We start from the raw sequence: 23,939 nt of genomic DNA, 5'->3' as shown, positions 1-23,939 counted from the left end.
AGAAAAGCTCCCTGCAAGGGGAGCTTTTTATTTGGAGCGGACAACGGGACTCGAACCCGCGGTCTCAACCTTGGCAAGGTTGCGCTTTACCAACTAAGCTATGTCCGCATGCGTTCCCACCGTGGTGAGCAACGAGTTAGTAATATACCCGAGCTCCAACGGGGGCGCAAACTCCGGCGTGTCGCAGTATTGCGAGGCTTAAGTCTCCGATGCCTTTATTCGGAATGCCCCTATTTAGATAAGGTCATATGGCATGCATCGTTTGGCGATCCAGAAAATCGCCAAAGCCACGACCACCAACAGCTGCCAGGGACCAAGCACCGTCGCCCCGAACACCGCACAGTACAACACCGCCGCACGCACTGCATAGAAGGCGACGCGCCGCCAACCGCACCGCATGGTCGTCTCGACCGTCATACGGGTGAACCCCCCGCCAAGCGTACGTCCCTCACGGAACCACGGAATGATCACCTCGAAGACCACGTACATGACGACAGTGGCATACAAAGTATCGCTGACGCTCATCGCTTCTACGGAGCCAAATTCGAAAGTGCGCAGCAGCATATAGGTCAGCAGGCTCACGGACAATGCCGTAACCTCAATCAGCACAACATCAATCATCAAGGCCACAAAACGACGCAGAAAACCCGGACGGGTAGTGATGGCATTCGGTTCGATGCGCTCGTCCGGCACGATTCTGTTGAACGGTCCGGCCAAGGCGAAGCCGATGAGCGCACCGACGGTATTGGTGATCAGATCATCGACATCAAACAGACGGTAAGCGCAAGGATACAGGCCCCAATCGCCCGTCAACTGCGTGGTTTCGATGAGCAGCGAGCAGCAAAACGCGACCGGCGCCGCCAGAACAAGCCTCCATCGGAAGGTGCGTTTCATGAAGAAGCCAAGAGGTATGAAGAATACGACATTCAACATGATCTGCAGGATACCGATGATGCCGGCCGACCGGATGTCATGAATGAATTCGAACGGGTTCAGCTGTGGTTGCAAGTGATGCACGGCACAATAGGCCATGGGATCTTCCGGCATCGGATACGTGGTGAAGCATGCAAGCGCCAGCAGGTACAGCACAATCAGATATGCGGTCAACGCCGACGTGAACCGGATGCGGTTGTCCCGATGATACAGCAGTGCGAGCACCGGCAACGTCAACACGAACGACAGGAACGGCCACAACATGACCGCCAGCATGAACGGCCGGGTGAAGCTTTCGATGAACGCCATCTTGGATTACCTCTACCTTCTTTTTTCACGTTTCTCATGCGATTCGCATTTCCGGTATTTACGATAGGCGAACCAATCATCTTTTCGACATCGTTCGTCGGATTCAGTTTTCAGCTAATCGACCACGTCCCCTCTCGTTCCCAGGTATGAGTTCGACCATGCCTTTCGCCTCCATCGAACTCAGGTTTTCGATTCACCCAAAAATGCACGTTCAATTGACGAAGACGCCCAACATTCGAACCCTCTTCCCATGTGTGCATTAAAGCATGCATACCCCCTGGAATGGCATCTGAGAGGGTCTGGAATATGGCTCCAGCAGTTGCCAGTCATTCCTGGACAGGTAATCGCGCTTATCCAAATCGGAAAGCCACTGATTTCCCCGGCCATGATAGGCTCCCTGATACTCGAAGGCGAAACGGGTTTGAATGGCATCCTGCGCTCGCATGACTGCCAGATAGTGAGTGAAGGGGTGTTTATCTATCCGCAGGGCAAAGGCACCCAAAACCATCGGAATATTTCACGACTCCTCAACGTGGCGTGAACCCAATCGGCTGGATGAAATCAGCGGAAACACGTCATGGGCATCGGTGTCGAGACGGTTGCTTACGTTCGGTTTCGGCCGCACATCGGCCCGGCACGCACGCAGGGCAAGGTCTCGCCACCACATGCATCCGAAGGACCGAGAGAAAGGATCATATGAACCATCTGCCGCGTCGTTACCTGTATTTCGTTTTGGGAGTGGTAATCAACTCCTTCGCCATCGCCTTCATCACCAAAGGCAATATGGGAACCTCGCAGATCTCCAGTGTGCCATACGTGTTCAGCCTGAAGTATCCGTTGAGTTTCGGCACGGCCACGTTCATCTTCAATCTGCTGTTCATCATCATGCAGGTCGCCTTGCTAAGGCATAATTTCCGCCCTGTTCAACTGTTGCAGGTGGCGGTCAACCTGGTGTTCAGCCTCATGATTGACGTCAGTATGAACCTGCTGGGTTTCCTTAATCCGACCGCCCTGTGGGAGCGACTGCTATGTGTGGCGATCGGCTGCATTATCCTGGCGTTCGGCATCGTGGTCGAAGTTTCCCCCAATGTGCTCATGGTGCCCGGCGAAGGTGTTGTCCATGCACTGTCCATCGTTACCAAAATGAAGCTAGGCACCACGAAAATCATCTTCGACGTAACGCTGATCGCCATCGCCACCGTCCTTTCCTTCGTGTTCTTCGGAGGTCTTTGCGGCGTAGGCGTGGGAACCATCGTTTCCGCATTATGCGTAGGACCCATCATCAACTGCATCAATCGTCGGTTTAGGTTCCCCGCCCGCATCCGTTCGCTCGCCCTGGTCACGGACCGCAACCGTTGAACCATCTTCGGCGCCCCGTACCGCCACGGTTAATCAATGCCACGGAGAATAATTGGTCTTCAGCTCATATAAGGCATGCGACGGATCGGCAGAGACAAGGTGGCAATCGTGGGACATGAAGTGATAGCCGGCCATCTGCACGCATTGGCCGATACCTCCTACAAGGCCTTCAATGCCGCGTTGATCCCAAACGTGTCTCCGGAGACGATGCTCGGCATCCGTGTTCCCCAGTTGCGTAGCTATGCCAAGGAACTGCTGCGATCGGACATGGATGGCGGCACCCATGTCGTTGAGGATTTCCTCGAAGCACTCCCCCACACCCTGTTCGAGGAAAACATGCTTCACGCGATGCTACTTAACCTTACCGTGCATTCCGCCGATGAGGCATTCAGGATGCTTGACCGGTTCCTTCCCCATGTGGACAATTGGGCGGTTTGCGACGCACTTAACGTCAGGGCGTTCCGCTCCTCAAAGGCTGATTCACATGCCGTTCTCCGCAAAATCAATGCTTGGACGGGCAGCGGCGACACGTACACGATCCGTTATGCGGTTGACCTTCTGATGAAGGACTTTCTTGACGATCCACGTTTCGATCCGGAACAGTTGGAGCTCGTCGCCGGTATCCGATCCGACGATTATTACGTCAACATGGTCCGTGCATGGTATGTGGCAACGGCTTTGGCCAAACAATGGGATGCGACCATAGTCATGCTCTTCCCGGACGCTCCGGGCGAACTGCGTCTGGATGACTGGACCCACAACAAAAGCATTCAAAAAGCTTGTGAGTCACGCCGCATCACCGCTGAACGGAAGTCGTATCTTCGAACCTTGAAGAGGAACTCCCACAGGGAATAGACGTATACGTCGCATCCGGCACGTTCGTAGGAACGACCCCGGCGGCTCGGCCATGACGGTTAGGCTGTCAGATTATTGCGCCAAACAACCCTGATATGGCACAGACAACCTTGATATAGTTCGATTCACAGTTCGCCGTTCCGCCAATCCCCCTGATTACGGAAGGATACCATCTGGCGGACGGCAGGTATTGTAGGAGGTTGTTAATGGCAACGGCTCAGAATATACTAAATGACCCATTCATGAACAAGGGCACCGCCTTTACGCTTGAAGAGCGCGAAAAAATGGGTCTTGTAGGCGTACTTCCACCTTACGTGCAGACGATTGAGGAGCAGGAGCAGCAAGCGTATCTCCAATTTCAGTCGAAAGGGACGAATCTGGAGAAACGTTTGTTCCTTATGGAAATCTTCAATACGAACCGCACCTTGTTCTATTATCTGTTCGCCCATCACCTCGACGAGTTCAATCCCATCGTCTACGATCCCGAAATCGCCGAGACCATCAAGAACTACAGTCATCTGTACGTGCAATCGCAGTACGCGGCATACCTTGATGTGGAGCGTCCCGAGAATATCGAGGCGACGTTGAGGAATGCGGCGGGCGATCGGCATATTCGATTGATCGTGGTCACCGATGCAGAAGGCATCCTCGGCATCGGAGACTGGGGAACGAACGGCGTTGATATCTCCGTAGGCAAGCTGATGGTGTACACCGCTGCGGCGGGCATTGACCCCGCTTCGGTGCTGCCCATCGTCATCGACGCCGGCACCAACCGCCGGCAACTGCTCGACGACCCGCTGTATCTGGGAACACGGCACGAACGCATCAGGGGCGAACGGTACTACGCGTTCATCGACCGGTTCGTACGGACCGCCGAACGGCTCTTCCCGCGGCTGTACCTGCATTGGGAGGATTTCGGCCGAGAAAACGCCGCAACCATCCTGAACAAGTACAAGAATGTCATCGCCACATTCAACGATGACATCCAAGGCACCGGCATCGTGACCCTGGCCGGCATTCTCGGTGCGTTGAACATCTCCGGCGGTAAGCTGACCGACCAGACGTACCTGTGCTATGGCGCCGGTACGGCAGGTGCGGGCATCGCCGAACGAGTCATGGACGAGATGATAGGCGAAGGCCTGTCGCGTGAGGAAGCACTGAACCATTTCTATATGGTCGACCGGCAGGGCCTGCTGTTCGACGACATGGATGACCTCACACCGCAACAGAGGCCGTTTGCCAGGAAGCGCTCCGACTTCAAGAATGCAGACCAACTGACCGATCTGGAAGAAATCATCCGTACGATACGACCGACCATTCTGGTGGGCACGTCCACGCAGCCGGGCGCTTTCACCGAGAGTATCGTCAGGTTGATGTGCGAGACCTGCGAGCGCCCGATCATCTTCCCGCTGAGCAATCCGACTGAACTTGCCGAGGCGACCGCGCAGAATCTGATTGTCTGGTCGGAGGGCAAGGCGTTGGTGGCCACGGGCATTCCGGCCGGCAGTGTGACTTATGAGGGTGTTGAGCATGTTATCGGGCAGGCGAACAATGCGCTGATCTATCCGGGCCTTGGGTTGGGCATGTTGGCTTCCGAAGCGAGCTTGCTGACGGATGAGATGATTTCCGCCGCGGCGCATTCCTTGGGTGGCATGGTCGATGCGACCCAGCCGGGAGCTCCGGTATTGCCTCCATTCAAGGATGTCAGGCGGGTTTCCACCAGGATCGCCGAGGCCGTTGCCCGTAAGGCTCAGGAACGGGGCCTGTCGCGCACCGACCAGACCGACATGGCGGCTGCGGTGCACGATATTCAGTGGGAGCCACGCTATTAAAGGCATGATTTGGTTTTGAGGCCTGGCATTGATGAAAGGCGGGCTTACGCGTCCTGATCACGCGGAGCGCAAACCCGCCTTCGATGACATGGTCGTCGCCTGGCCTATCTGACTACTTGGTCGAGGAACCACTCGTCATGGCTGACCACCAGCAACGCTCCCGGATAGTCGGCAAGACATCTTGCCAGAGCCACCTTGGATTCCAGGTCAAGATGGTTCGTCGGCTCGTCCATGACAATCAGCTGGGGCCGATCAAGAATGCCCAAACACAACATGAGCTTGCGTAGTTCGCCCGGAGATGGCGCTTCGTTGGAAAGCAACTTATCCGGATCGGCGTTGAGCTGGGCGAAGGCGGCCAGCACCTGCGAGCGCTCCTTGCCCTGTAATGCGGCGAGTCGTCTCATGGTTTGAGAGAACACGGCTTCTCCCGTTTGCTGCCGGATGATCGGATGTGGCACGTCTTCCGGCATGCTGTCCAGCAATGCGTTAATCACGGTCGTTTTGCCGAGGCCGTTGTCGCCGAGCACAGCGGTCCATCCTTGTTGGAAAGATGCGGACACGTGTTCGAACAGTGGTTCGGGCGTGGACGGGTAGGTGTAAGAGATATCAGTAAGCGTGAGCATTGTTGTCCGGGCCATGTATGGGCTTCTTTCTCATACAGGCGCACTGCGGGTCTTCATTGCGAAAAAGCGAACGAATACGGAACCGTGAAATGTGCATACGAGTAAGCTACGCGGCAGTGCGCTTCAACGCGCACAGTTCTGCCGACGGTATCCGTCGCTCGTTAGATACGCAATGTTCCGTTTCTCTTTCCCGAAAACCCTCTTGGCATATGGGAGGATTTAAAACATTTGACGTATCCCATCGTAGCATAGGTAGGGTGCCAGCTCCCCTATGTTGATACTCGAGAAGCCCTGCCACATCTTTGATGAGATATGCCATGGCGTAATCACCGAGGAGTCTGGCCATACCGATGGGCTTGCCATCATCAAAAATCATGAATCCTTGCAACGAGTGATTCAATGCAACCCTGATCTGTTCCAATCCAGGTGCATCTCATCCCACAGAACGATATATCGCCTCGAATTGCTCGGGTGTGGGCATTTTTCGTTCGATTTTCATTGGTCGTCCCTCCTAGTATTTGGAAGTCGGATTGATATCTGCTGATTGGGACCGATCAGTCGAGGATGATGTCGGCTTCGCTCATTTGCCGACGGGCTGCGATACCGAGTTCCTCACTGACCGGTTCGGTCAGGTTTTCGATGACATGCACTTCGAACCCCAGCTTTTTTGCGTCGAGAGCGGTCTCTTTGACGCAGTGTGATTCGGCCAGGCCGACCACATCGACCCGTGTGATGCCTGCAGTCTTCAATCCGTTGGCAAGTGTCTTGCCCGCGGCCATGGCGATGGAGACTTCTTCGCGGGTGGGGATGCGGTCGGTGTTGTCCTCGAAGCCTTCGAAGCCGGAATATGATGGCGAATACTGACCTTTCTTGAAATGATGCTTGACGTTCAATGCGGCGATGGCGGGATGCAGTTCGGCATTGGCGGTTCCGGCCTTGCCATGCACCGGCCAGGTATCCACGAAGTCAGGATGCTCGGACCAGTGAGTCCCCGGCTCGATATGCCAGTCCTGCGTGGTCGCGATATATGCGTACTCGCTCCGATGTGCGTTCACATAATCCGCGATACGTTCGGCGACCGCATTGCCTCCCTGCACACCAAGTTCGCCTCCTTCGCAGAACGTCGGCTGCACATCCACCACGATCAAAGCCTTTGCCATGACTCTTCCTTCCTGAACGGTTTCGTTTCCACTGTAGCGAATCGCTCACGCGAGTGGCTGATTCGTTTCATCCGCTGCGGCAACGCGATACAGCATCCTTCCCTGCGGACCGCCATATAATTTGAAATGGCGTATGCGTTATGCAGGAGAGCTATAGGGACATACGAAGCTGGTGGAGTCGTTGCGTGCATCGAGTCACGCCACCGGTCTGTAAGTTGGTTCCGTCGGATGTGGAAGTGTGGTTTCGTAGGGAGCATGGACGATCTGATTGTGTCGGGACTGCGCATCGATTGGAGTATGCTGGCCGATTCATACGCCAGTCGAATCCCCTCGTTGCGTTCGCTTGACGAACTTGGATTCCATAAGAACATCACCTTTCTGGTCGGCGAGAACGGTAGCGGCAAATCGACTCTGCTGGAGGCCATCGCCGTCGTCTGCGGCTTCAATGCGGAAGGAGGCACGCGCAACTACCGGTTCAGCACGTACGACGACACGTCAGACCTCGCCGAAGCGATGACGGTATACCGGCAACGTGCGATCGGCCCATCCAGCTTTTTCCTGCGTGCGGAAAGCTTCTTCACGTTGGCGACGCAGGCCCGTGAGTACGGTCGCGGCTACGACAACATGTCCCGTTTGCATGAGATGTCGCACGGCGAAGGTTTTTTGGAGATTCTCCTGTCCCGCACGGGAAGGGGCCTCTATCTTATGGATGAACCCGAATCCGCACTTTCGCCGCAACGACAGTTGACTCTGCTGGAGCACATGCACCGTATGACGAACGGCGGATCGCAATTCATCATTGCCACCCATTCACCGATCCTGCTCGGCCTGCCGGATGCGGGATGCGGGAATCCTGTCATTCGACGAAACCGGCGTCCATCCCTGCGATTATGAGGATACGGACAGCTATCGAATCACCAAGACCTTCATCGATCGTCGCGAATCGTTGTTTCGTCATCTGTTTGGAAATGAACCGTGAGACGGCCGGAAACGGTTGCGGGTGTTCGCTATGATGTTCGATTGGCATTTGAAGAAACATGAAAGACTAGAGGTGTTACGGCATGGCGATTGAAGCGCAGGAGCTTGAGATTCAGATCGGCGCACGCACGCTGCTGCATCCCACTAACTTCCATGTCGCCAAAGGCGACAAGATCGGTCTGGTCGGCCGCAACGGCGCCGGCAAAACCACGTTGACCCGCGTGATCACCGGTGATATGCTGCCCACTGCCGGCAAGGTGCGCGTTTCCGGCAAGCTCGGCTATCTGCCGCAGGACACGCATGCCGCGGATCCGGAACAGACCGCACTCGACCGCATGATGAGCGCGCGCGACATCGCCACCATCATCAGGCGCATCCGCAAGGCCGAAAGGGACATGACCGATCCGGATCCGGACGTCATGACCAAGGCCATGAATCGTTATGACAAGGCCATGCAGGATTTTGAGAAGGCCGGCGGCTATGCGGCGCAGTCCGAGGCGACCGCGATGGCGGCGAGCCTTGGCCTGCCACAGGATGTGATGGGCCAACAGCTGGGCACGTTGTCCGGCGGTCAGCGCCGCCGCATCGAGTTGGCGCGTATCCTGTTCTCCGACGCGGATACGTTGATCCTCGACGAGCCGACCAACCATTTGGACGCCGATTCCATCGAATGGCTGCGTGGCTACCTGAAGAAATACGAGGGCGGGTTCCTGGTCATCTCCCACTCCACCGAGTTGCTTGACGAAGTGGTGAACAAGGTGTGGCATCTGGACGCGCAACTCGGCCAAATCGACATGTATTCCCTTGGCTGGAAGGCGTATCTGCACCAGCGCGTGGTCGATGAGGAGCGTCGCCGCCGCGAACGCGAAGTCGCCGAAAAGAAGGCCGAACGCCTGATGCAGCAGGGCATCCGCCTGCATGCGAAGGCCACCAAGGCCGTGGCAGCGCAGAACATGATGCGCCGCGCCGAAAAACTGCTGGAGAACACGTCCGAGGCGCAGAAGAAGGAGAAGGTGGCCGATATCCGGTTCCCGGAGCCGGCGGCCTGCGGCCGTACGCCGATCATGGCGAAGGATATCTCCAAGGCGTACGGTTCGAACATCGTATTCGCCGGCGTGAATCTGGCGATTGACAAGGGTTCACGCGTAGTGATTCTGGGGTACAACGGCGCCGGCAAGACCACCACCCTGCGTCTACTGGCCCATTTGGAGGATCCGGACACCGGTTCCGTGGAATACGGTCATGGCTGCAAGATCGGCTATTTTGCGCAGGAACATGACACGCTGGATCTTGATGCCACTGTGTTGGAGAATCTGATTCATGTCGCGCCGGAGCTGAATGACACACAGGCTCGTTCCATTCTGGGTTCGTTCCTGTTTTCGGGTGATGATGCGTTGAAGCCGGCCCGCGTGCTGTCGGGCGGCGAAAAGACCCGATTGGCTTTGGCGACTTTGGTGACTTCGCGCGCGAACGTGCTGCTGCTTGACGAACCGACCAACAATCTCGATCCGGCATCCCGTGAAGAGATCCTCAAGGCCATCGCCAAGTATGAGGGCGCGATTGTGCTGGTCACGCACGATGAGGGTGCGGTACAGGCGCTTAACCCGGAACGCGTGCTATTGATGCCCGATGGCGACGAAGATTTGTGGAACGATTCGTATCTGGAACTGGTCGCTGAAGAGTAGCGGGGCTTTTCTTCCACCGGCCAGCCGGCAGGTTACGCCTGCACGTGCCTGGCGCTGTAGATGTCGGGTTCCACGTAGATTTCGAAGTTGTACCACGGTAGGGCGTTACGTACGGCCTGCTCGATCTTATCGACGGTTTCGACGTCGTAGTCGCGATCGAGCTTGCTGGTCTGCACCTTGACGCACAGTAGGATGTCGTCTTCCGACATGTGCACGGTCTGCATGTTCAATAGCCGCTCCACACCCGGCGTGGTGGTGACCGCGTTGACGATTTTCATACGGGTATCCGGTTCCACCGCCTCGCCGATCAGCAACGAACCCGATTTGAACGCCAGCAGCAGCGAGCCTGCGATCAGCACAAGGCCGACCATCAGACCGCCCAACGCATCGAACATCTCATTGTCAAGCAGCATCGCAAGTCCGATGCCGCCGCCTGCGAAGCCCAGGCCGATCAGGGCGAGCGTATCCTCCATAATCACCGAAGCAAGCTCAGCGGATTTGGTGTGGCGCCAGAACCGAAACATTCCCATACGCGGGGTGTCCGTGCGGTCCATGCGCTCATTGGCCTCCTTGACACTCTGGTGCAGGCCGTAGCCTTCGAGAACCGCACTGATTACCACCACGACGAACGCGACGAGCAATTCCATCCGGTTCACATCACGCAATGCCGGGTGCTCAACGATGGCGATGAGCTTCTTGACCGCTTCGGACGTCGAGAAGAATCCGCCGACGAAAAACAGCAACGTGGCCACGACGAACGATGCCAGATATTTGGCACGATACAAGCCAAACGGATGGTCGCCATCGGTTTGGCGCCGGGAGAACCGGCCACCGGCCATCAGCACGATTTCATTGGAACAGTCGGCGATGGAATGCACGGATTCGGACAGCATGGCGGACGATCCGGTGAAGAACGCCGCGCAGAGTTTCGCAATGGCGACGCCGATGTTCGCACCCAATGCCGCCTTGACGGCCGCACCCTGATGCTCGGTTTCCCGCACCTCCCCCGGCCTGCCCATGTCGATACCGTCATTTGCGGGGTCGTGCGACTCGCTCATTGCCTTTCCATTCCTTACGATGCGGTTGGTTGTCAGTCCCATTCAATCATGAGTACCGGTCATGCCGTCGCATTTCCTTCGAATATCAACCGAGACGGGCTTTCAGCCAGTCCCCTGCCATCGTTGCGGTGCATTCGGCCATGTAGGAGTAGCCGTAGTCGCTTGGATGGAAATTATCATGTGCGTAGAAACGCTCCTGATCGGCATGCACGTCTTCATGGGTCATGTCGAGGAACAGCACCTGCTTCTGTTCGCAGATGGCTTTGCTGGCGGCGGTCTGTTCGTCGGTCATACGCTTGATGACCTGACGCAATGCCTTACCCAAAGAGGGACTGCGGTAAAGCTGTCCTGCACTGAACACGACGATATTGTCACTGAGCCTCTTCGCCTCATCGATGGCCGCGGCCAGATCGGTCCGCCATTCCTCCAGACTACGTCGTGCCATCAAATCGTTGGAGCCGGCGCACAGCACCAGAAGATCGGCCCTGCCTTCGACCTCCGGCAACAAACGATAGCGTACACGGCGAACGGTGGCGCCGAGTTTGCCATAAGATTCCCATGCGATGGAACGATTCAGCACGCGGGAGAAAACAGCTGCCAGATCCGGAGTGAATCCATGCGCCTGATCATCGACGCCGCAACCGGCGATCATCGAATCGCCTATGGCCACCATGCGCAATGGTGCCGCCCGCGTATCCCCTTCGATGATGATGGTGCCGAAACGATCTCCGCCCGGTTCCTGATCAAGATGGATGCTGTGTTGCGCCCACCAAGCCTCCGCCAATGCCAGAACGTTCATGATGGGCTCCCTCTCGTTTCGATGTCCTGTATCGTACCGTAGTCGCACACAGGAACAGCGATGACCAAAAATCAACACATCAATCAAGGATGACCGTCCTTATTACGGCCAACGGGAATCACCGTCATCTCATATGTTTGACGGCACGACCGTCTGCTTCGGGGGTGTTGGGTATTGTTCTGTAGGTATTTGATAGTGACACTCGAAGGAGCATCCAATGGCGTATTCCCATAACGCACCGTTCCATGCCGATGTGGTCGGTTCCTACTTGCGCCCGTCCGAACTCAAGGTCGCCCGTATGGACTTCGCCGCCGGCACAATCAGTGCAGCCGAACTCAAGGCCGTGGAAGACAAGCTCATCACCGAGCTGGTGGCCAAGCAGAAAGCCGCCGGCCTGCATGTAATCACCGACGGTGAATTTCGCCGTGGCTGGTGGCATTTCGACTTCATGTGGGGCTTCAACGGCGTGGATCATGCGGCGGCCGCGCACCGTGTCGCCTTCCATGATGAGGTGACCCCGGCCGACACCGCCACCGTGACCGGTAAGATCTCCGGCGAAAACCATCCGTTCGTCGAGCATTTCAAGTTCGTCAAGCAGTTCGAGGACGAAAACACCGTGGCCCGTCAGACCATGCCCTCCCCCGCGCAGACCCGTTTCGTGCTCACCGGCAACGCCTCTGCCTATCCGTACGACGAGTTCTACGGGAACGATGACGAGCTGACCGATGATATCGTCGCCGCCTACCGTCGGGTCATCGCCGACCTGTATGCCGCCGGCTGCCGCAATGTACAGTTCGACGACTGCACGTGGACCCGCCTATGCGATAGGAGCGTGCGTGAGCGTCTTGGCTGGAGTGACGAGGATGCCCTGCGTCTGCAGCAGGAGAATCTCGACGTCATCAACGCCGTAATCGCCGACCAGCCGGATGACTTGGTCATCACCACCCATGTGTGCCGTGGCAACTTCCACTCCACTTGGCTCTCTTCGGGCGGTTATGCCCCAGTCTCCGCCAAACTGTTCGGCGAGGAGCATGTGGACGCCTACTATCTTGAGTTCGACGATGACCGTTCCGGCGATTTCGCGCCGCTCGCCGAGGTTTCCGGCGACAAGAAGGTCGTGCTCGGTCTGATCACCTCAAAGAAGCCGGACCTCGAAGATCCGGAAACCATCAAAGCGCGCATCCGGGAAGCGTCCCAGTACGTTCCGCTGGACCGCTTGTGCCTGTCCACCCAGTGCGGTTTCGCCTCCACTGAGGAAGGCAACAAGCTTACCGAAGACCAGCAGTGGGCCAAGATCGCGCTCGTGCAGTCCGTGGCCAAGGACGTTTGGGGCGACTGATTCCGCTCATGACACAAAGGAGGGTCATCCGTCATTACACGGATGACCCTCCTTTCGATGCGCTCCCGTTCGACTCAGCCCTGCGCAGCATCGTTGATGCAACGAATCGCGTTCAACGTACGCGGGTAGCCGATGTATGGCATGCACTGGGAAACCGCGGCAATCAGGAACGCCTTCTCGTTTCCGACGGCCATGTTCGCTCTGGCGTGCGAGGTCAGTTGCGGCTCGCAACCACCCTGTGCGGCAAGGAAACATAGCGTGATCATCTCGCGTTCGCGGGTGTTGAGGCCGTCTCGCGTATAGTAGTCGCCGAAACAATTGTCGGCCAGCCACTTGTTGATGTGGCGGGTCTCTTCCGGGCCGGATTGCGCGAAGCCGCGCATGCCTTCACCGAAAATCTCGATCTGTTTGGCCTCGCCCGCCTCGGCACGAGTTTCCGGCGTAGTGGTGCCTTGCGCTTTGAGCGGCAGATGCACATTGGCGGCGCCAAGGAAGTCGTTGAGCTTCTTCAGGAACGGTAAGGTCTTGCCGAATCCGCAGTATGCGGTGGCCTGATACACCATCTCCTTGATGGCCACGGACGTCAATCCGGCCTCATAGGCAACCGGTAGCATCATCTCGAATGCCTCAACGCCCTGGCATCCGACCAACACGGCAAGAATCGCCAAGGAGCGCGTTCTGTCATCCAGTTCGGGATGATTGGCTCCTGGTTCGTTCACCACCTCGTCGTAGGCAAAATCGGAGAACAGCTTGATGAATTCCGGATCCGTCTCGGACAGTGTCCGGTCATTATTCCAAAAGGAGTTCATCTTCCTGTGCAGTTCTTCAAACATATCTACCTTTCGTAGTGTTTTCATCCGTGTACACCATACCGTCCGAATGTCAACGGGAGCGACGAACGATCAGACTTCGCTGATACGCAGCAGCGACTTGACGGTACGCCGCTCGTCCATGGCGGCGTATGCCTCCTGGATGTCGTCGAGCGTGTATTCGCTGGTGTAGACGATGCCCGGGTTGATGGTGCCGTCAAGCACTTCCTTAAGCAATCGCTGCATGTCGTAGGTGCGCACCGGCGCAGGACCTCCGCGCAGGCCGACGTTGCGATAGAAGAGGCCTGGAATGTCGACTTCGACGTCATGCGGCAGACCGACACGGCCGACGACCGCGCCGGCGCGGGCCACCTTCATGGCGGTGTCGTTCGACAAGGCGGAACCCACGCATTCGAGCACGGCGTCCGCACCGTAACCGTCGGTCATTTCCAGTACCTTGGCCACGGCTTCGTCGCCGCGTTCCTCAACGAAATCAGTGGCGCCGAACTTGCGGGCGATTCCCTGACGATCGGCATGGCGGCTCATGGAGATGATGCGGGAGGCTCCCATCAACTTGGCGGAAAGTACCGCGCACAGGCCGACCGCACCATCGCCGAACACAACCGCGGTGTCGCCCGGCTTGACTTCGGCCGAGGCTGCCGCATGGTAACCGGTCGACATCACGTCGGATAGGGTCAGCAACGATGCGAGCATCTCGTCGGAGAGGTCCTCGGCATCTGCCGGCACGACCACGAGAGTGCCGTCGGCTTCCGGCACGCGCAGGTATTCGGCCTGGCATCCCATGCCATCGCCGCTGCCGAAGTAGCCGCCGTGCGGGCAGCTGGATTCAAAGCCGGCCTTGCATACCGGGCACTTGCCGCAGCTGTACGGGAACGGCACGATTACGAAATCGCCCGGCTTGGCGATGGTGACATCGTCGCCGACGGATTCGACGACGCCGATGGCCTCATGACCGGTCTGCGTGTCGGCCTCACGTCCATCACGGTAGAACCACAGGTCGGATCCGCATACGCAGGCGCGAACTACGCGGATGATTGCGTCACCGTCGTCGATGATTGTCGGTTTCGGGCGTTCCTCGCATGCCATTTGCTTGATGCCCTTATAGATTGCTGCCTTCATATGAATGCTCCTTTGTTGTTGTGTGGTTGGTCCATATGTGTTCCGTCACGAACCGACTTTGGCGTGTTGTTGCCGTTTGACGGTATCGATGATGTCTTTGTTTTCTTCGAGCAACCGCTCGGCCTCATCTTCGTGGCCTTCGGCGATGGCCCGCCAGTAAAGCGTTTTGAACGCTACGTAGGATTGCTGCATACGCAACGCCTCTGCCTTGGCGGCGAGCCTGATGGACTGCGCGTCGAGCAGTTCCATCTGTTTGCGGGCGCCTTCCGCACCGTCGAAGCGGTTTCTCAGGTATTCTCGCATGGATTCCAACGGCATGCCAGTCGCCGCAAGGCAGGAGATGGTGACCAACGACTGAATGTCGTCATCGGAATAGGCACGATGTCCGGAGCTCGGATCGCGTGCGATCGGATCGATGATGCCGATCTGCTCATAGTAACGCAACGTCGATTCGGGAAGTCCCGAAAGCATGGATGCCTCGCGAATCGTATGCCATCTGGTTGTTGCAGTGCTCATATCTCGCACTGTACGAACTTAAAGCACTCGAAGTCCACTCGGTGTGTTGCCCGTCATTGGCCTTTTGCTTCCATCTCTGGATGGATAACGGGATTCTGCCGTATCCAAGCGGTGCATACATGAAAAGGGTCGGGTAAGAACATTGGGATTTCAACGATCTTACCCGGCCCTTCAAGCCATATCCGCAATATATGGGGCATCTTGGCGCCTCATCATCCGAGAATCCATAAAGTGGAAGAATTACTCGGCAGTGATCAGCTCCGAGGAGTCCATATCGAAGTCAGCCATGGCATAGGAGCGGATGGCCGGATCATCATAGGTGTTCATGTAGTAGGTCTTGGTCTTGGCGGAGTAGCCGCTGGTGAACAGCGTGCGTTCGAACTTGCCGTTAGCCATCTTGGCGCAGCCGTCGACCATCTGCACGGAACCGAGAGTATGGAACAGACGCGATACGTTGGACTGTTCGTCGGCCTGCTGTGGGTAGTGGGTGTTGGTGTAGGCCACGCGAACGAAGCGGGACGGGGAGCTCACATCGCCCGGGATGCCGTGCATGCTCACGCCAGCGCCCCATGCGGTCAGCTCGGCCTTGCCCCAGGTGGTCGGTTCGGCCATCTCGTTGCCGGCGCACATGTAGTTGCGCAGGTTCTCCATATGGAAATCGAAGGTCGGCTGGTTGGTGAGCACATCCACGTTGTCGTGGTGGATGTGCATGCCGTCGGCCATCTGCTCGATGACGATGCTACGGGTGCCATCGCCGATGAACCAGTGCAGCAGGGATTCCTGCTGGCCGGGCACGATCTGGGAGACGAGGGTCACGTTCTTCAGGGCTTCCTCGACCTCATCCACGGTATTGAAGTTACGGGCCACCCACAACGGGAATTCGAAGGTGGCTACGTTGATGGTGCCGTCGATCGGCTCATGGGCGAAGGAGGCGTAGCCGGGGAAGTTAAGCCCCGCGATGGCCAGTCCGTTCTCATTGGCGCAGTCGAAATACATCGGCTTGTCGGCCATGACCACACCGACGCCAATCACCGCATTCGGTTCGGCCTTAGCCTCGGCTCCGAACACATAGTCATACTTGTAGGCACGCGGGGTGACCAGAATGGTCTCTCCGTAGGAGAAGCTCCAGTCGAGATTACGGCCGAAATACATGTTTCCTTCCGCATCGGAGAAACGGACGCCAGTGCACATAATGGACTCCTTCCATTTGCTTGTCATTTGCCTGTTGACGCGTTCATGGTACCCTCCGCTTTCTGAATGGACGCTATGTTTTGCCAGCGGATAAACCACCCTCCTACGATAGCTCGACGAGACCGATGACACTTTGCAACCCGATGCATTCACGGTCGGAAACACATCACGACACGTCGGACACGCGCATGATTTGCATAGATGATGAATGTGTGTATTATGTATGACTTGTGCACGGAAGCAATTCCGGAACATGACGCACATTCCTGCGTAGCTCAGTTGGCAGAGCATCCGACTGTTAATCGGACGGTCACTGGTTCAAGCCCAGTCGCAGGAGCGTAGTATGGGAAGCGATTCCCATGCGGGATTATTCCTGCGTAGCTCAGTTGGCAGAGCATCCGACTGTTAATCGGACGGTCACTGGTTCAAGCCCAGTCGCAGGAGCTTGTTGAAACCCTCGAAATCCGAGGGTTTTTCTGTTTCGCATAGGCCTTTGCGCCCACGCCGTCCGATTCCCCGGCCCGTTGTCCTGTTCGGTGAGATGCAGGGTGCCGTCCGTGGCGAACTTGCCCTGACGCGCAGTGCTTGGGGCGATGTCATCTTCCGATGCCGGCTACCATTCGAGTTCCTGAATGTCCATGGGATGCTCGTTGGTCTCGACCGCGGTGACGCGGCCGTCATGCATGCGGATCACACGATCGGCGATCGGCGCGATGGCGGAATTATGCGTCACGATCACCACCGTCGCACCATTCTCACGACTCATATCCTGCAAAATCCGCAACACCTGCTTCCCCGTGTTGTAATCCAACGCGCCCGTCGGCTCATCGCACAACAGGATCTTCGGATTCTTGGCCACCGCACGCGCGATCGCCACACGCTGCTGCTCGCCACCCGACAACTGCGCAGGAAAATTATCCACACGGTCGGCAAGCCCCACGTCCGCCAACGCCTTCACCGGATCCATGGCATCGGCCACGATTTGCGAGGCCAGTTCCACGTTCTCCCTGGCCGTCAGATTGGCGACCAGATTGTAGAACTGGAACACGAAACCGATGTCCGTACGCCGATAGGCCGTCAACTGCTTGGCCGAATAGCCAGAGATGTCCCGCCCGTCGATGACGACCCTGCCCTCGGAATTGGTGTCCATACCGCCCAGAATGTTGAGCACCGTCGACTTGCCCGCACCCGAAGCGCCCAGAATGATCGCCAGCTCACCCTTCTCGATGCCGAAACTCACATCATCGTTCGCAACGATGGTCGTGGAACCCATCTGATAACGCTTGGAGCTATGCACCATCTCGATATACGCCATTGCCATCTCCATTCCTGAATCCGCCACGAGACACAGTACGGCTTTAATTGTACGTACTAAAGTAAGGGATATCGTTACCGTAAGGGAGGGATTCCATGGATACCGCCAATGAAGCCGACCGCCTGCAGACGCTCTTGTACGGCGCCTATGATTCCGATGCCGTGCGCGAGATGGAACGCCCTTTGCTCGACGATGGCGTTCCACTGATGCGCATGGCCGCATCCGCCGCGGCGCACGTGACGATGGAGCTGCTCGACGATGAGGATCTGGCCGTTGAGGACGCGCGCGTGACCCTGCTGGTCGGCGCCGGCGACAACGGCGGTGACGGCCTGTATGCCGGTGCCGAACTTGCACAGGAAGGTGCGCAGGTTACGGCGATCGCCGTCGGCCGTTCCCTTCACGAAGAGGCCTTTGCAGCGTTCGTGCATGCCGGCGGACGTGTACTCGTGCTCGATCCCGCCGCCGACATTCCCGGATGCACCACTGGTTTTTCCGCAGGCGAGGCCGGCGAGCGCCTGCAGGCGGCCGTCGAGTACGCGCAGGGCTCGCACGTGATTCTCGACGCGATGACCGGTATCGGCGTGACGGGTGCGCTACGTGGCGTCGCCGGTACGATTGCGGCTTCGTTGGGTTTGGTTGGCGAGTTGCCTGACCGTCCCGCCCTGCCGAATAATGAGCCGTCCGCGGATTTGCCACTGGTGGTGGCCATCGATACGCCTTCCGGCGTGGGTGTGAATGACGGTTCGTTGCCGGGTCCGTATATTCCGGCTGATGTTACGGTGACGTTCGGCGCGATGAAGCCATGTGCGATGGTGCCGCCCGCCTCGTATGCGTGTGGCAGGCTGACGCTGGTTGATTTTGGTTTCGACTTTGACGATTCGATTCCCGCGGCGGAGATGACGGACGGTGATTTCGTCACGGATTCGATTCGTCTGCCCCAGCTTGCGGACGGTAAGTATTCGCGTGGTGTGGTCGGGTTGGTGACCGGTTCCGCCCGTTATCCCGGTGCGGCAGTACTGTCGGCGCGGGCTGCGGCGCGTACGAATTCGGGCATGGTGCGTTACATGGGCCCGCAGCATGCGCAGGATATGGTGCTTTCGGCGTTGCCGGAGGCAGTTATCGGCAAAGGGCGCGTGCAATCCTGGGTGGTCGGTTCGGGCGTCCCCGCCGGCGATGACGAAACGGCTGATGAGGATATGCAACGTGAGACGATTGCCGCGTTGCTGAAGCATTACACGTTGGAACGGTCCGATGCCGATGGGTCGTCCATGGAGTTGAACGAACGCGTACATGCGATGCCCCCGATCGTGGTGGATGCCGGAGCGCTGGATCTGCTGCCGGAACATGTGCCGGCGCAGGTGGTCATCACTCCGCACGTCGGCGAATTGGCCCGATTGCTGAACAGGATTGAGCATACCGACATCGATGTCGACGGCGTGTACGCCGAACCGCTTGCGTATGCCCGCAGGGCCCATGAGCTGACCGGCGCGACCGTTCTGCTCAAGGGTGCGGTGACGATTGTGGTCGGTGAGGATGGAGATGGCGAGGAACGGGTGATTCTTTCCGGCCGGGCGCCAGCGTGGCTGGCTACCGCCGGCGCCGGAGACGTACTGGCTGGCATGCTGGGCGCCATGCTCGCACAACAGGATGACATGCTCGCCGACGATCCGGCGCTCGTTCCGGAGGTTGCCGCTGCGGCGGCCTATCTGCATGGTCTTGCGGCGGCGGCCGAATCACAATCCGATCAGCGCGGCTGGCATCGTCCGCGAATCTACGGGCAATCTCACCATCATCATTTCGGCACGATCGGACATCCGATTGTTGCCAGCGACATCATCGACGGCATCCGGACGGCGTTCATGGAGCTGCTGCAGTAGTCGGGAACGACGTCAAGCGGCAAAGCACCGAAGATAACGGCAGCGGTCATCCGGCACTCGTACCTGCGCTTATGCGAGATGCGATCGCTGGATGGCCGCTGCCATTCGGCCGACGTCCTATTCTACGGATTTGAGCGCGGCAAGCATGTCGACCGTCTTCAAACGGCGGTACACTACCCAACCAAGCACGGCCAACACTACGCCGACCACTAGGAGCGGCACGACGAAAGCCTTCCATCCAAGCGCCGGGTCGAACATGACCTCGTCCGGCGGCACCTCGGTGACGATATAGCCGTGCAGCCATGCGCCGAACCCATAGCCGGCAAGAATGCCAAGACCGGACAACAGCATGGTTTCGCGGTAGATGTACATCGTCGTCTCATTGGTGTGGAATCCCAGAACTTTGATGGTGGACAATTCGCGGATACGCTCGGACACGTTCAGATTCGTCAGATTGTACAGGATCACCACCGCCAGCATCACTGCGACGATGATCAGTACTTCCATGATTTGATTGAGCGATTCCACAATCGTGGACACCATGTTCTTCTGCGTCGTGTTCTGCACCACACTTTGCACTGCGGACAGTTTCATGAGTCGCGCGCCCTGACGTTCCGCATTGGCCACGCTTGAATCCTTGAGACGCACCATGTACGAGTTCTCCGAGTAATCCGTGCCGAACATCTTCTCATAGCATTGCGCGTTCATGAATACGAAATGGCCTATATACATTTCGCAGATGCCGGATACTTTGACGGTACGTTCCACGCCGCCCGCATCGGTCACGCTGAAGCTGTCTCCCACGGACACATGCAGCATTTCGGAGAGCCGCTCCGAAATGATCGCGCCATCGTTGACCATGATCCGCTTCTCATGCGACGATCTATCGCGCAAGGTCAGATACGTGCCGAAATTATATGCGTCATCCGTGGCAAGCAGCGTGATCTGCTGTTTGTCGCTGTTTTTGCCGGATGTTTTCGACAATTCCTCGTAATGTGCGGCGATCGAGGAACTCACCGAATCCTTGTTCAACGCTTTTTTGAGCTCATCGATCTGAGCGGAATTCGCGCTTGACCGTTCGACCGCGATCAGATCGTAATGAATCAGTTCGTCGAACTGCCGCTCGCCTATCTGACCGATGGACGCCTGCACGCCAAGTCCTGCGGTGAGCAGCGACACAGCGCCGCAAACGCCGAATATGGTCATGAACATACGCATCTTGTAACGGAAGATGTTGCGCGCAGTCACTTTGTGGGTGAAGTTGAGCCTATTCCAGATCGGCGTAACACGCTCCAGGAAAATCTTGGAGCCTTTCGCCGGTGGCTTCGATAGGAGCAGGGCAGCCGGCTTCTCGCGCAACTCCCGTAAGGCAACGATCCACGTGGGCACGACCGCGCTCATCCAGGCTAGCAGGAACGAAACCAATGTGACCCACGGGTGAAATCCGAGCTTGATGGAGGGCATGGTGAAACCACTGCTGTAGGCGTGCTCCACGATGAGCGGAAGCACCGTATGCCCGGCCAGCACACCGATGACGGTTCCAATGGTCGAAGCCGTGAAACCGTAGACCGTGAATTTGAGCATCACATCGCCGTTCGTATAACCGAGGGCTTTCAGCGTGCCGGAATTCGTACGCTCCTCGTCCACCATGCGCCCCATGGTGGTGAAGGTGACGAGCGCTGCGACGAAATACAGGAAAATCGGGAAGATGTTCGCCAGCTTGCCGATGATGTTCACAATGACCATGTAGACGCGGTAGCCCTGCGAGGTGAGCCCTTCACGCCTGCCGCTGACCGAGTATGCGGGAATGGTAAGGTTGTCGGCCTGTTCCTGCGCCAGTTCGATCCGTGTTTTCGCCTCGGCTATTTTCTTTTCGGCTTTCGGTTTGTTGCTGTTGAATTCGGCGAGTTTGCTCTCGTACTCTTCTTCGGCCTTCTCGATGCTTCGTCGGCCTTCGATAAGCTGTTCGGCTCCGTCTACGGCCGTACTACTTGCCTGCGAGGCCACCTGGCCAAGTTGCGCCTGCTTGTTGGCTATGAGGTTGGAGGCCTGTGCAAGATTGTCGGCGTTGTTCTGGTATTCCTGCGATCCTTGTTCAAGCTGGTTCACGCCATCCTGATACTGCTGAAGACCGTTGTTGTATTCTTCCAGCCGCTCATTGTATTCCTGCACGGACGTGTTGTATTGGCCCAGCACCGTCTCGTACCGTTGCTTGAGTTGTTCGTATACCGCTCCCGTGGTGCCGAACCGTTCCATCTTGTTCAACATGGCTGCGGCCTGGTCGAGCATGGTTTTGGTGAGTTCAAGCTGGGTGCGAGCGTCATCGAGCTGCGATTTGGCGTCGGAAAGCTTGTTCCATGATTCGGAGAGCCGGTCTTGTCCTTCGACGAGTTTCGTCTGCGCCGACTGCAGTTGCACTTGGCCGGCCGCGACCGACGCGTTGGCCGAGGCGATCTGCGATTGTGCCGACGCAAGCTGTGCGATGGCCGCGGAACCTTCCTGCACCATGGTCGTTTCGCCTTCGCTCATCTGGTCCTTGGCGCTTGCGATCTGCGCTTTGGCATCGGCAAGCTGCGCTTCCGCGTCGGCGAGCTGCTGTTCGGAATCCTTGACCTGCTGTCTGGCCTGATCGATTTTCTCCTGCTGCTGCTCACGGATGCTCGACTCTCGTGCTTCCGGTTGGCCGGCAAGAAGTTTGACGAGTTGGTCCTTGTGTTTCTGTATGCGGTCGCGGTAATCATCCGTCCAATAGTTGAGATGTTCAGTATCGTTGTAGACGATGCGTGCGATCATCGTCACCTCGGAGTCGAATTCCGACGGCATGGCCACGGCGTATGAGGTCAGTGTGCCGCTGCCGGATGTGGACTGGCCCATGTTCAGTCCGGATACGATTTCGCTTGCGCGCACGAAACCAACGACTTCGAAGCGATGATGACGCAATACGGTACTGCCGGAGATGTCGGCTTTTTCAGTGACGTCAAGCATGCTGCCCACAGCGAATGCGCTCCGCTGGTTCAGGTCAAGGACGATTTCTCCCTGCCGTTTCGGCATCCTGCCCTCCACCACGTCATAGGTGGAGATATGTTCCGGTTTCGAGAAGACGCGCATGCTGGAATCGGTGCCCTTGATGACAACGTCTTTGAAATAGCCGTATTCGATGCCTCTGACGCCGTCAGCCCTGCCAATGACGTCCTTATCGTCTTCGGACAGTCCATACGTGGATACGACCGTAACGTCGGCAAGATTGTTGCGCCCGTAGAATTCGGCACCGGTGGCCTGCATGTCCGGACCGGCCACTTTGAGACCGACCAGGGCGAACGAGCCCAATGCCATCAGGCAGACGATCGAAACGAATCGTCCTATCGAGCCGGACAGTGTCTGACGAATGTCCTTCCATAGGATGCGTTTCACCATTCGAGTTCCTGAATGTCCATGGGATGCTCGTTGGTCTCGACCGCGGTGACGCGGCCGTCATGCATGCGGATCACACGATCGGCGATCGGCGCGATGGCGGAATTATGCGTCACGATCACCACCGTCGCACCATTCTCACGACTCATATCCTGCAAAATCCGCAACACCTGCTTCCCCGTGTTGTAATCCAACGCGCCCGTCGGCTCATCGCACAACAGGATCTTCGGATTCTTGGCCACCGCACGCGCGATCGCCACACGCTGCTGCTCGCCACCCGACAACTGCGCAGGAAAATTATCCACACGGTCGGCAAGCCCCACGTCCGCCAACGCCTTCACCGGATCCATGGCATCGGCCACGATTTGCGAGGCCAGTTCCACGTTCTCCCTGGCCGTCAGATTGGCGACCAGATTGTAGAACTGGAACACGAAACCGATGTCCGTACGCCGATAGGCCGTCAACTGCTTGGCCGAATAGCCAGAGATGTCCCGCCCGTCGATGACGACCCTGCCCTCGGAATTGGTGTCCATACCGCCCAGAATGTTGAGCACCGTCGACTTGCCCGCACCCGAAGCGCCCAGAATGATCGCCAGCTCACCCTTCTCGATGCCGAAACTCACATCATCGTTCGCAACGATGGTCGTGGAACCCATCTGATAACGCTTGGAGCTATGCACCATCTCGATATACGCCATTGACGTATCGCCTCCATCAATAGACAACATGTTGATTTAATTTCCGCATGAT

The 23,939-nt window shown here is 57.4% G+C and carries 19 protein-coding genes and 3 tRNA genes; 9 read left to right on the top strand and 13 right to left on the bottom strand.

The features are described 5' to 3' along the window. Positions 1 to 32: 32 nt before the first annotated feature. Both BBDE_RS05460 and BBDE_RS05455 read right to left on the bottom strand, forming a co-directional pair. Positions 33 to 108, bottom strand: a tRNA-Gly gene (locus BBDE_RS05460). A 126-nt stretch (positions 109 to 234) separates the two neighbouring features. Further along, on the bottom strand, positions 235 to 1,242 hold the full coding sequence (locus tag BBDE_RS05455) for a VanZ family protein (RefSeq protein ID WP_003840190.1): 1,008 nt from the start codon (positions 1,240 to 1,242) through the stop codon (positions 235 to 237). A gap of 696 nt (positions 1,243 to 1,938) precedes the next feature. On the opposite strand from BBDE_RS05455, the gene BBDE_RS05445 reads away from it, so the two are divergent. From BBDE_RS05445 to BBDE_RS05435, 3 genes are all read left to right on the top strand, one after another. After that, positions 1,939 to 2,601 (top strand): YczE/YyaS/YitT family protein, encoded by a 663-nt coding sequence (locus tag BBDE_RS05445; RefSeq protein WP_003840195.1) that lies wholly within the window; start codon positions 1,939 to 1,941, stop codon positions 2,599 to 2,601. 75 nt (positions 2,602 to 2,676) lie between these two features. After that, complete coding sequence (locus BBDE_RS05440; protein WP_003840197.1) at positions 2,677 to 3,456, top strand: DNA alkylation repair protein; 780 nt, start codon at positions 2,677 to 2,679, stop codon at positions 3,454 to 3,456. Between the two features lie 242 nt (positions 3,457 to 3,698). Beyond that, positions 3,699 to 5,288: a malolactic enzyme gene (locus tag BBDE_RS05435; protein WP_230454353.1), complete on the top strand. Its 1,590-nt coding sequence runs from the start codon at positions 3,699 to 3,701 to the stop codon at positions 5,286 to 5,288. A 104-nt stretch (positions 5,289 to 5,392) separates the two neighbouring features. On the opposite strand, the gene BBDE_RS05430 is transcribed toward BBDE_RS05435, so the two are convergent. Then, positions 5,393 to 5,926 carry an ATP-binding cassette domain-containing protein gene (locus BBDE_RS05430; RefSeq protein ID WP_228369761.1) on the bottom strand — a complete coding sequence of 178 codons (534 nt, stop codon included), beginning with the start codon at positions 5,924 to 5,926 and terminating at the stop codon, positions 5,393 to 5,395. 539 nt (positions 5,927 to 6,465) lie between these two features. Next, complete coding sequence (locus BBDE_RS05420; RefSeq protein WP_003840203.1) at positions 6,466 to 7,071, bottom strand: isochorismatase family protein; 606 nt, start codon at positions 7,069 to 7,071, stop codon at positions 6,466 to 6,468. 255 nt (positions 7,072 to 7,326) lie between these two features. Here BBDE_RS05420 and BBDE_RS05415 point away from each other — a divergent pair, with 255 nt between their 5' ends. After that, positions 7,327 to 7,965: an AAA family ATPase gene (locus BBDE_RS05415; protein WP_012902136.1), complete on the top strand. Its 639-nt coding sequence runs from the start codon at positions 7,327 to 7,329 to the stop codon at positions 7,963 to 7,965. Positions 7,966 to 8,132: 167 nt separating this feature from the next. Continuing rightward, entirely contained in the window at positions 8,133 to 9,734 is a 1,602-nt protein-coding gene (abc-f, locus tag BBDE_RS05410; RefSeq protein ID WP_003840207.1) for a ribosomal protection-like ABC-F family protein, read from the top strand. 32 nt (positions 9,735 to 9,766) lie between these two features. Here abc-f and BBDE_RS05405 read toward each other — a convergent pair whose 3' ends face one another. Then, on the bottom strand, positions 9,767 to 10,792 hold the full coding sequence (locus BBDE_RS05405) for a cation diffusion facilitator family transporter (RefSeq protein ID WP_003843567.1): 1,026 nt from the start codon (positions 10,790 to 10,792) through the stop codon (positions 9,767 to 9,769). An 85-nt stretch (positions 10,793 to 10,877) separates the two neighbouring features. Next, positions 10,878 to 11,591 carry a GDSL-type esterase/lipase family protein gene (locus tag BBDE_RS05400; protein ID WP_003840211.1) on the bottom strand — a complete coding sequence of 238 codons (714 nt, stop codon included), beginning with the start codon at positions 11,589 to 11,591 and terminating at the stop codon, positions 10,878 to 10,880. Positions 11,592 to 11,808: 217 nt separating this feature from the next. Here BBDE_RS05400 and BBDE_RS05395 point away from each other — a divergent pair, with 217 nt between their 5' ends. Then, positions 11,809 to 12,930 (top strand): 5-methyltetrahydropteroyltriglutamate--homocysteine S-methyltransferase, encoded by a 1,122-nt coding sequence (locus BBDE_RS05395; RefSeq protein WP_012902135.1) that lies wholly within the window; start codon positions 11,809 to 11,811, stop codon positions 12,928 to 12,930. Between the two features lie 74 nt (positions 12,931 to 13,004). Here BBDE_RS05395 and BBDE_RS05390 read toward each other — a convergent pair whose 3' ends face one another. The 4 genes from BBDE_RS05390 to bsh all read right to left on the bottom strand — a co-directional run bounded on the left by BBDE_RS05390 (position 13,005) and on the right by bsh (position 16,586). Beyond that, a complete protein-coding gene (locus tag BBDE_RS05390) occupies positions 13,005 to 13,763 on the bottom strand; it encodes a carboxymuconolactone decarboxylase family protein (RefSeq protein ID WP_012902134.1) in 759 nt (252 codons plus the stop codon). Positions 13,764 to 13,832: 69 nt separating this feature from the next. Next, entirely contained in the window at positions 13,833 to 14,879 is a 1,047-nt protein-coding gene (locus BBDE_RS05385) for a zinc-dependent alcohol dehydrogenase family protein (protein WP_003840217.1), read from the bottom strand. A 45-nt stretch (positions 14,880 to 14,924) separates the two neighbouring features. Beyond that, a complete protein-coding gene (locus tag BBDE_RS05380; RefSeq protein WP_003843611.1) occupies positions 14,925 to 15,395 on the bottom strand; it encodes a MerR family transcriptional regulator in 471 nt (156 codons plus the stop codon). A gap of 240 nt (positions 15,396 to 15,635) precedes the next feature. Then, positions 15,636 to 16,586: a choloylglycine hydrolase gene (bsh, locus tag BBDE_RS05375; protein ID WP_012902133.1), complete on the bottom strand. Its 951-nt coding sequence runs from the start codon at positions 16,584 to 16,586 to the stop codon at positions 15,636 to 15,638. Positions 16,587 to 16,850: 264 nt separating this feature from the next. Between bsh and BBDE_RS05370 the strand changes: the two genes are divergently transcribed. Together BBDE_RS05370 and BBDE_RS05365 are read left to right on the top strand one after the other, a co-directional pair. Then, positions 16,851 to 16,923, top strand: a tRNA-Asn gene (locus BBDE_RS05370). Between the two features lie 34 nt (positions 16,924 to 16,957). Then, a tRNA-Asn gene (locus tag BBDE_RS05365) sits at positions 16,958 to 17,030 on the top strand. 169 nt (positions 17,031 to 17,199) lie between these two features. Here BBDE_RS05365 and BBDE_RS05360 read toward each other — a convergent pair. Further along, positions 17,200 to 17,901 carry an ABC transporter ATP-binding protein gene (locus tag BBDE_RS05360; protein ID WP_012902132.1) on the bottom strand — a complete coding sequence of 234 codons (702 nt, stop codon included), beginning with the start codon at positions 17,899 to 17,901 and terminating at the stop codon, positions 17,200 to 17,202. Positions 17,902 to 17,996: 95 nt separating this feature from the next. Here BBDE_RS05360 and BBDE_RS05355 point away from each other — a divergent pair, with 95 nt between their 5' ends. Continuing rightward, positions 17,997 to 19,778 (top strand): bifunctional ADP-dependent NAD(P)H-hydrate dehydratase/NAD(P)H-hydrate epimerase, encoded by a 1,782-nt coding sequence (locus tag BBDE_RS05355; RefSeq protein WP_003840226.1) that lies wholly within the window; start codon positions 17,997 to 17,999, stop codon positions 19,776 to 19,778. 117 nt (positions 19,779 to 19,895) lie between these two features. Here BBDE_RS05355 and BBDE_RS05350 read toward each other — a convergent pair whose 3' ends face one another. Further along, on the bottom strand, positions 19,896 to 23,192 hold the full coding sequence (locus tag BBDE_RS05350; protein WP_003840227.1) for an ABC transporter permease: 3,297 nt from the start codon (positions 23,190 to 23,192) through the stop codon (positions 19,896 to 19,898). Then, positions 23,186 to 23,887: an ABC transporter ATP-binding protein gene (locus tag BBDE_RS05345; RefSeq protein WP_012902132.1), complete on the bottom strand. Its 702-nt coding sequence runs from the start codon at positions 23,885 to 23,887 to the stop codon at positions 23,186 to 23,188. Before BBDE_RS05345 ends, BBDE_RS05350 begins: the two co-directional genes overlap by 7 nt. Positions 23,888 to 23,939: the final 52 nt, after the last annotated feature.

The organism is Bifidobacterium dentium JCM 1195 = DSM 20436 (assembly GCF_001042595.1).
Taxonomy (GTDB): Bacteria; Actinomycetota; Actinomycetes; order Actinomycetales; family Bifidobacteriaceae; genus Bifidobacterium; species Bifidobacterium dentium.
The sequence above is the reverse complement of the archived record's forward strand: the minus strand, read 5'-3'. Positions and strand labels throughout refer to the sequence as shown.

Bases quoted from the DNA above. Each gene is read 5' to 3' on its own strand.
- BBDE_RS05455 (WP_003840190.1), bottom strand. From the start codon at position 1,242: ATGGCGTTCATCGAAAGCTTCACCCGGCCGTTCATGCTGGCGGTCATG.
- BBDE_RS05445 (WP_003840195.1), top strand. From the start codon at position 1,939: ATGAACCATCTGCCGCGTCGTTACCTGTATTTCGTTTTGGGAGTGGTA.
- BBDE_RS05440 (WP_003840197.1), top strand. From the start codon at position 2,677: ATGCGACGGATCGGCAGAGACAAGGTGGCAATCGTGGGACATGAAGTG.
- BBDE_RS05435 (WP_230454353.1), top strand. From the start codon at position 3,699: ATGAACAAGGGCACCGCCTTTACGCTTGAAGAGCGCGAAAAAATGGGT.
- BBDE_RS05430 (WP_228369761.1), bottom strand. From the start codon at position 5,926: ATGGCCCGGACAACAATGCTCACGCTTACTGATATCTCTTACACCTAC.
- BBDE_RS05420 (WP_003840203.1), bottom strand. From the start codon at position 7,071: ATGGCAAAGGCTTTGATCGTGGTGGATGTGCAGCCGACGTTCTGCGAA.
- BBDE_RS05415 (WP_012902136.1), top strand. From the start codon at position 7,327: ATGGACGATCTGATTGTGTCGGGACTGCGCATCGATTGGAGTATGCTG.
- abc-f (WP_003840207.1), top strand. From the start codon at position 8,133: ATGGCGATTGAAGCGCAGGAGCTTGAGATTCAGATCGGCGCACGCACG.
- BBDE_RS05405 (WP_003843567.1), bottom strand. From the start codon at position 10,792: ATGAGCGAGTCGCACGACCCCGCAAATGACGGTATCGACATGGGCAGG.
- BBDE_RS05400 (WP_003840211.1), bottom strand. From the start codon at position 11,591: ATGAACGTTCTGGCATTGGCGGAGGCTTGGTGGGCGCAACACAGCATC.
- BBDE_RS05395 (WP_012902135.1), top strand. From the start codon at position 11,809: ATGGCGTATTCCCATAACGCACCGTTCCATGCCGATGTGGTCGGTTCC.
- BBDE_RS05390 (WP_012902134.1), bottom strand. From the start codon at position 13,763: ATGTTTGAAGAACTGCACAGGAAGATGAACTCCTTTTGGAATAATGAC.
- BBDE_RS05385 (WP_003840217.1), bottom strand. From the start codon at position 14,879: ATGAAGGCAGCAATCTATAAGGGCATCAAGCAAATGGCATGCGAGGAA.
- BBDE_RS05380 (WP_003843611.1), bottom strand. From the start codon at position 15,395: ATGAGCACTGCAACAACCAGATGGCATACGATTCGCGAGGCATCCATG.
- bsh (WP_012902133.1), bottom strand. From the start codon at position 16,586: ATGTGCACTGGCGTCCGTTTCTCCGATGCGGAAGGAAACATGTATTTC.
- BBDE_RS05360 (WP_012902132.1), bottom strand. From the start codon at position 17,901: ATGGCGTATATCGAGATGGTGCATAGCTCCAAGCGTTATCAGATGGGT.
- BBDE_RS05355 (WP_003840226.1), top strand. From the start codon at position 17,997: ATGGATACCGCCAATGAAGCCGACCGCCTGCAGACGCTCTTGTACGGC.
- BBDE_RS05350 (WP_003840227.1), bottom strand. From the start codon at position 23,192: ATGGTGAAACGCATCCTATGGAAGGACATTCGTCAGACACTGTCCGGC.
- BBDE_RS05345 (WP_012902132.1), bottom strand. From the start codon at position 23,887: ATGGCGTATATCGAGATGGTGCATAGCTCCAAGCGTTATCAGATGGGT.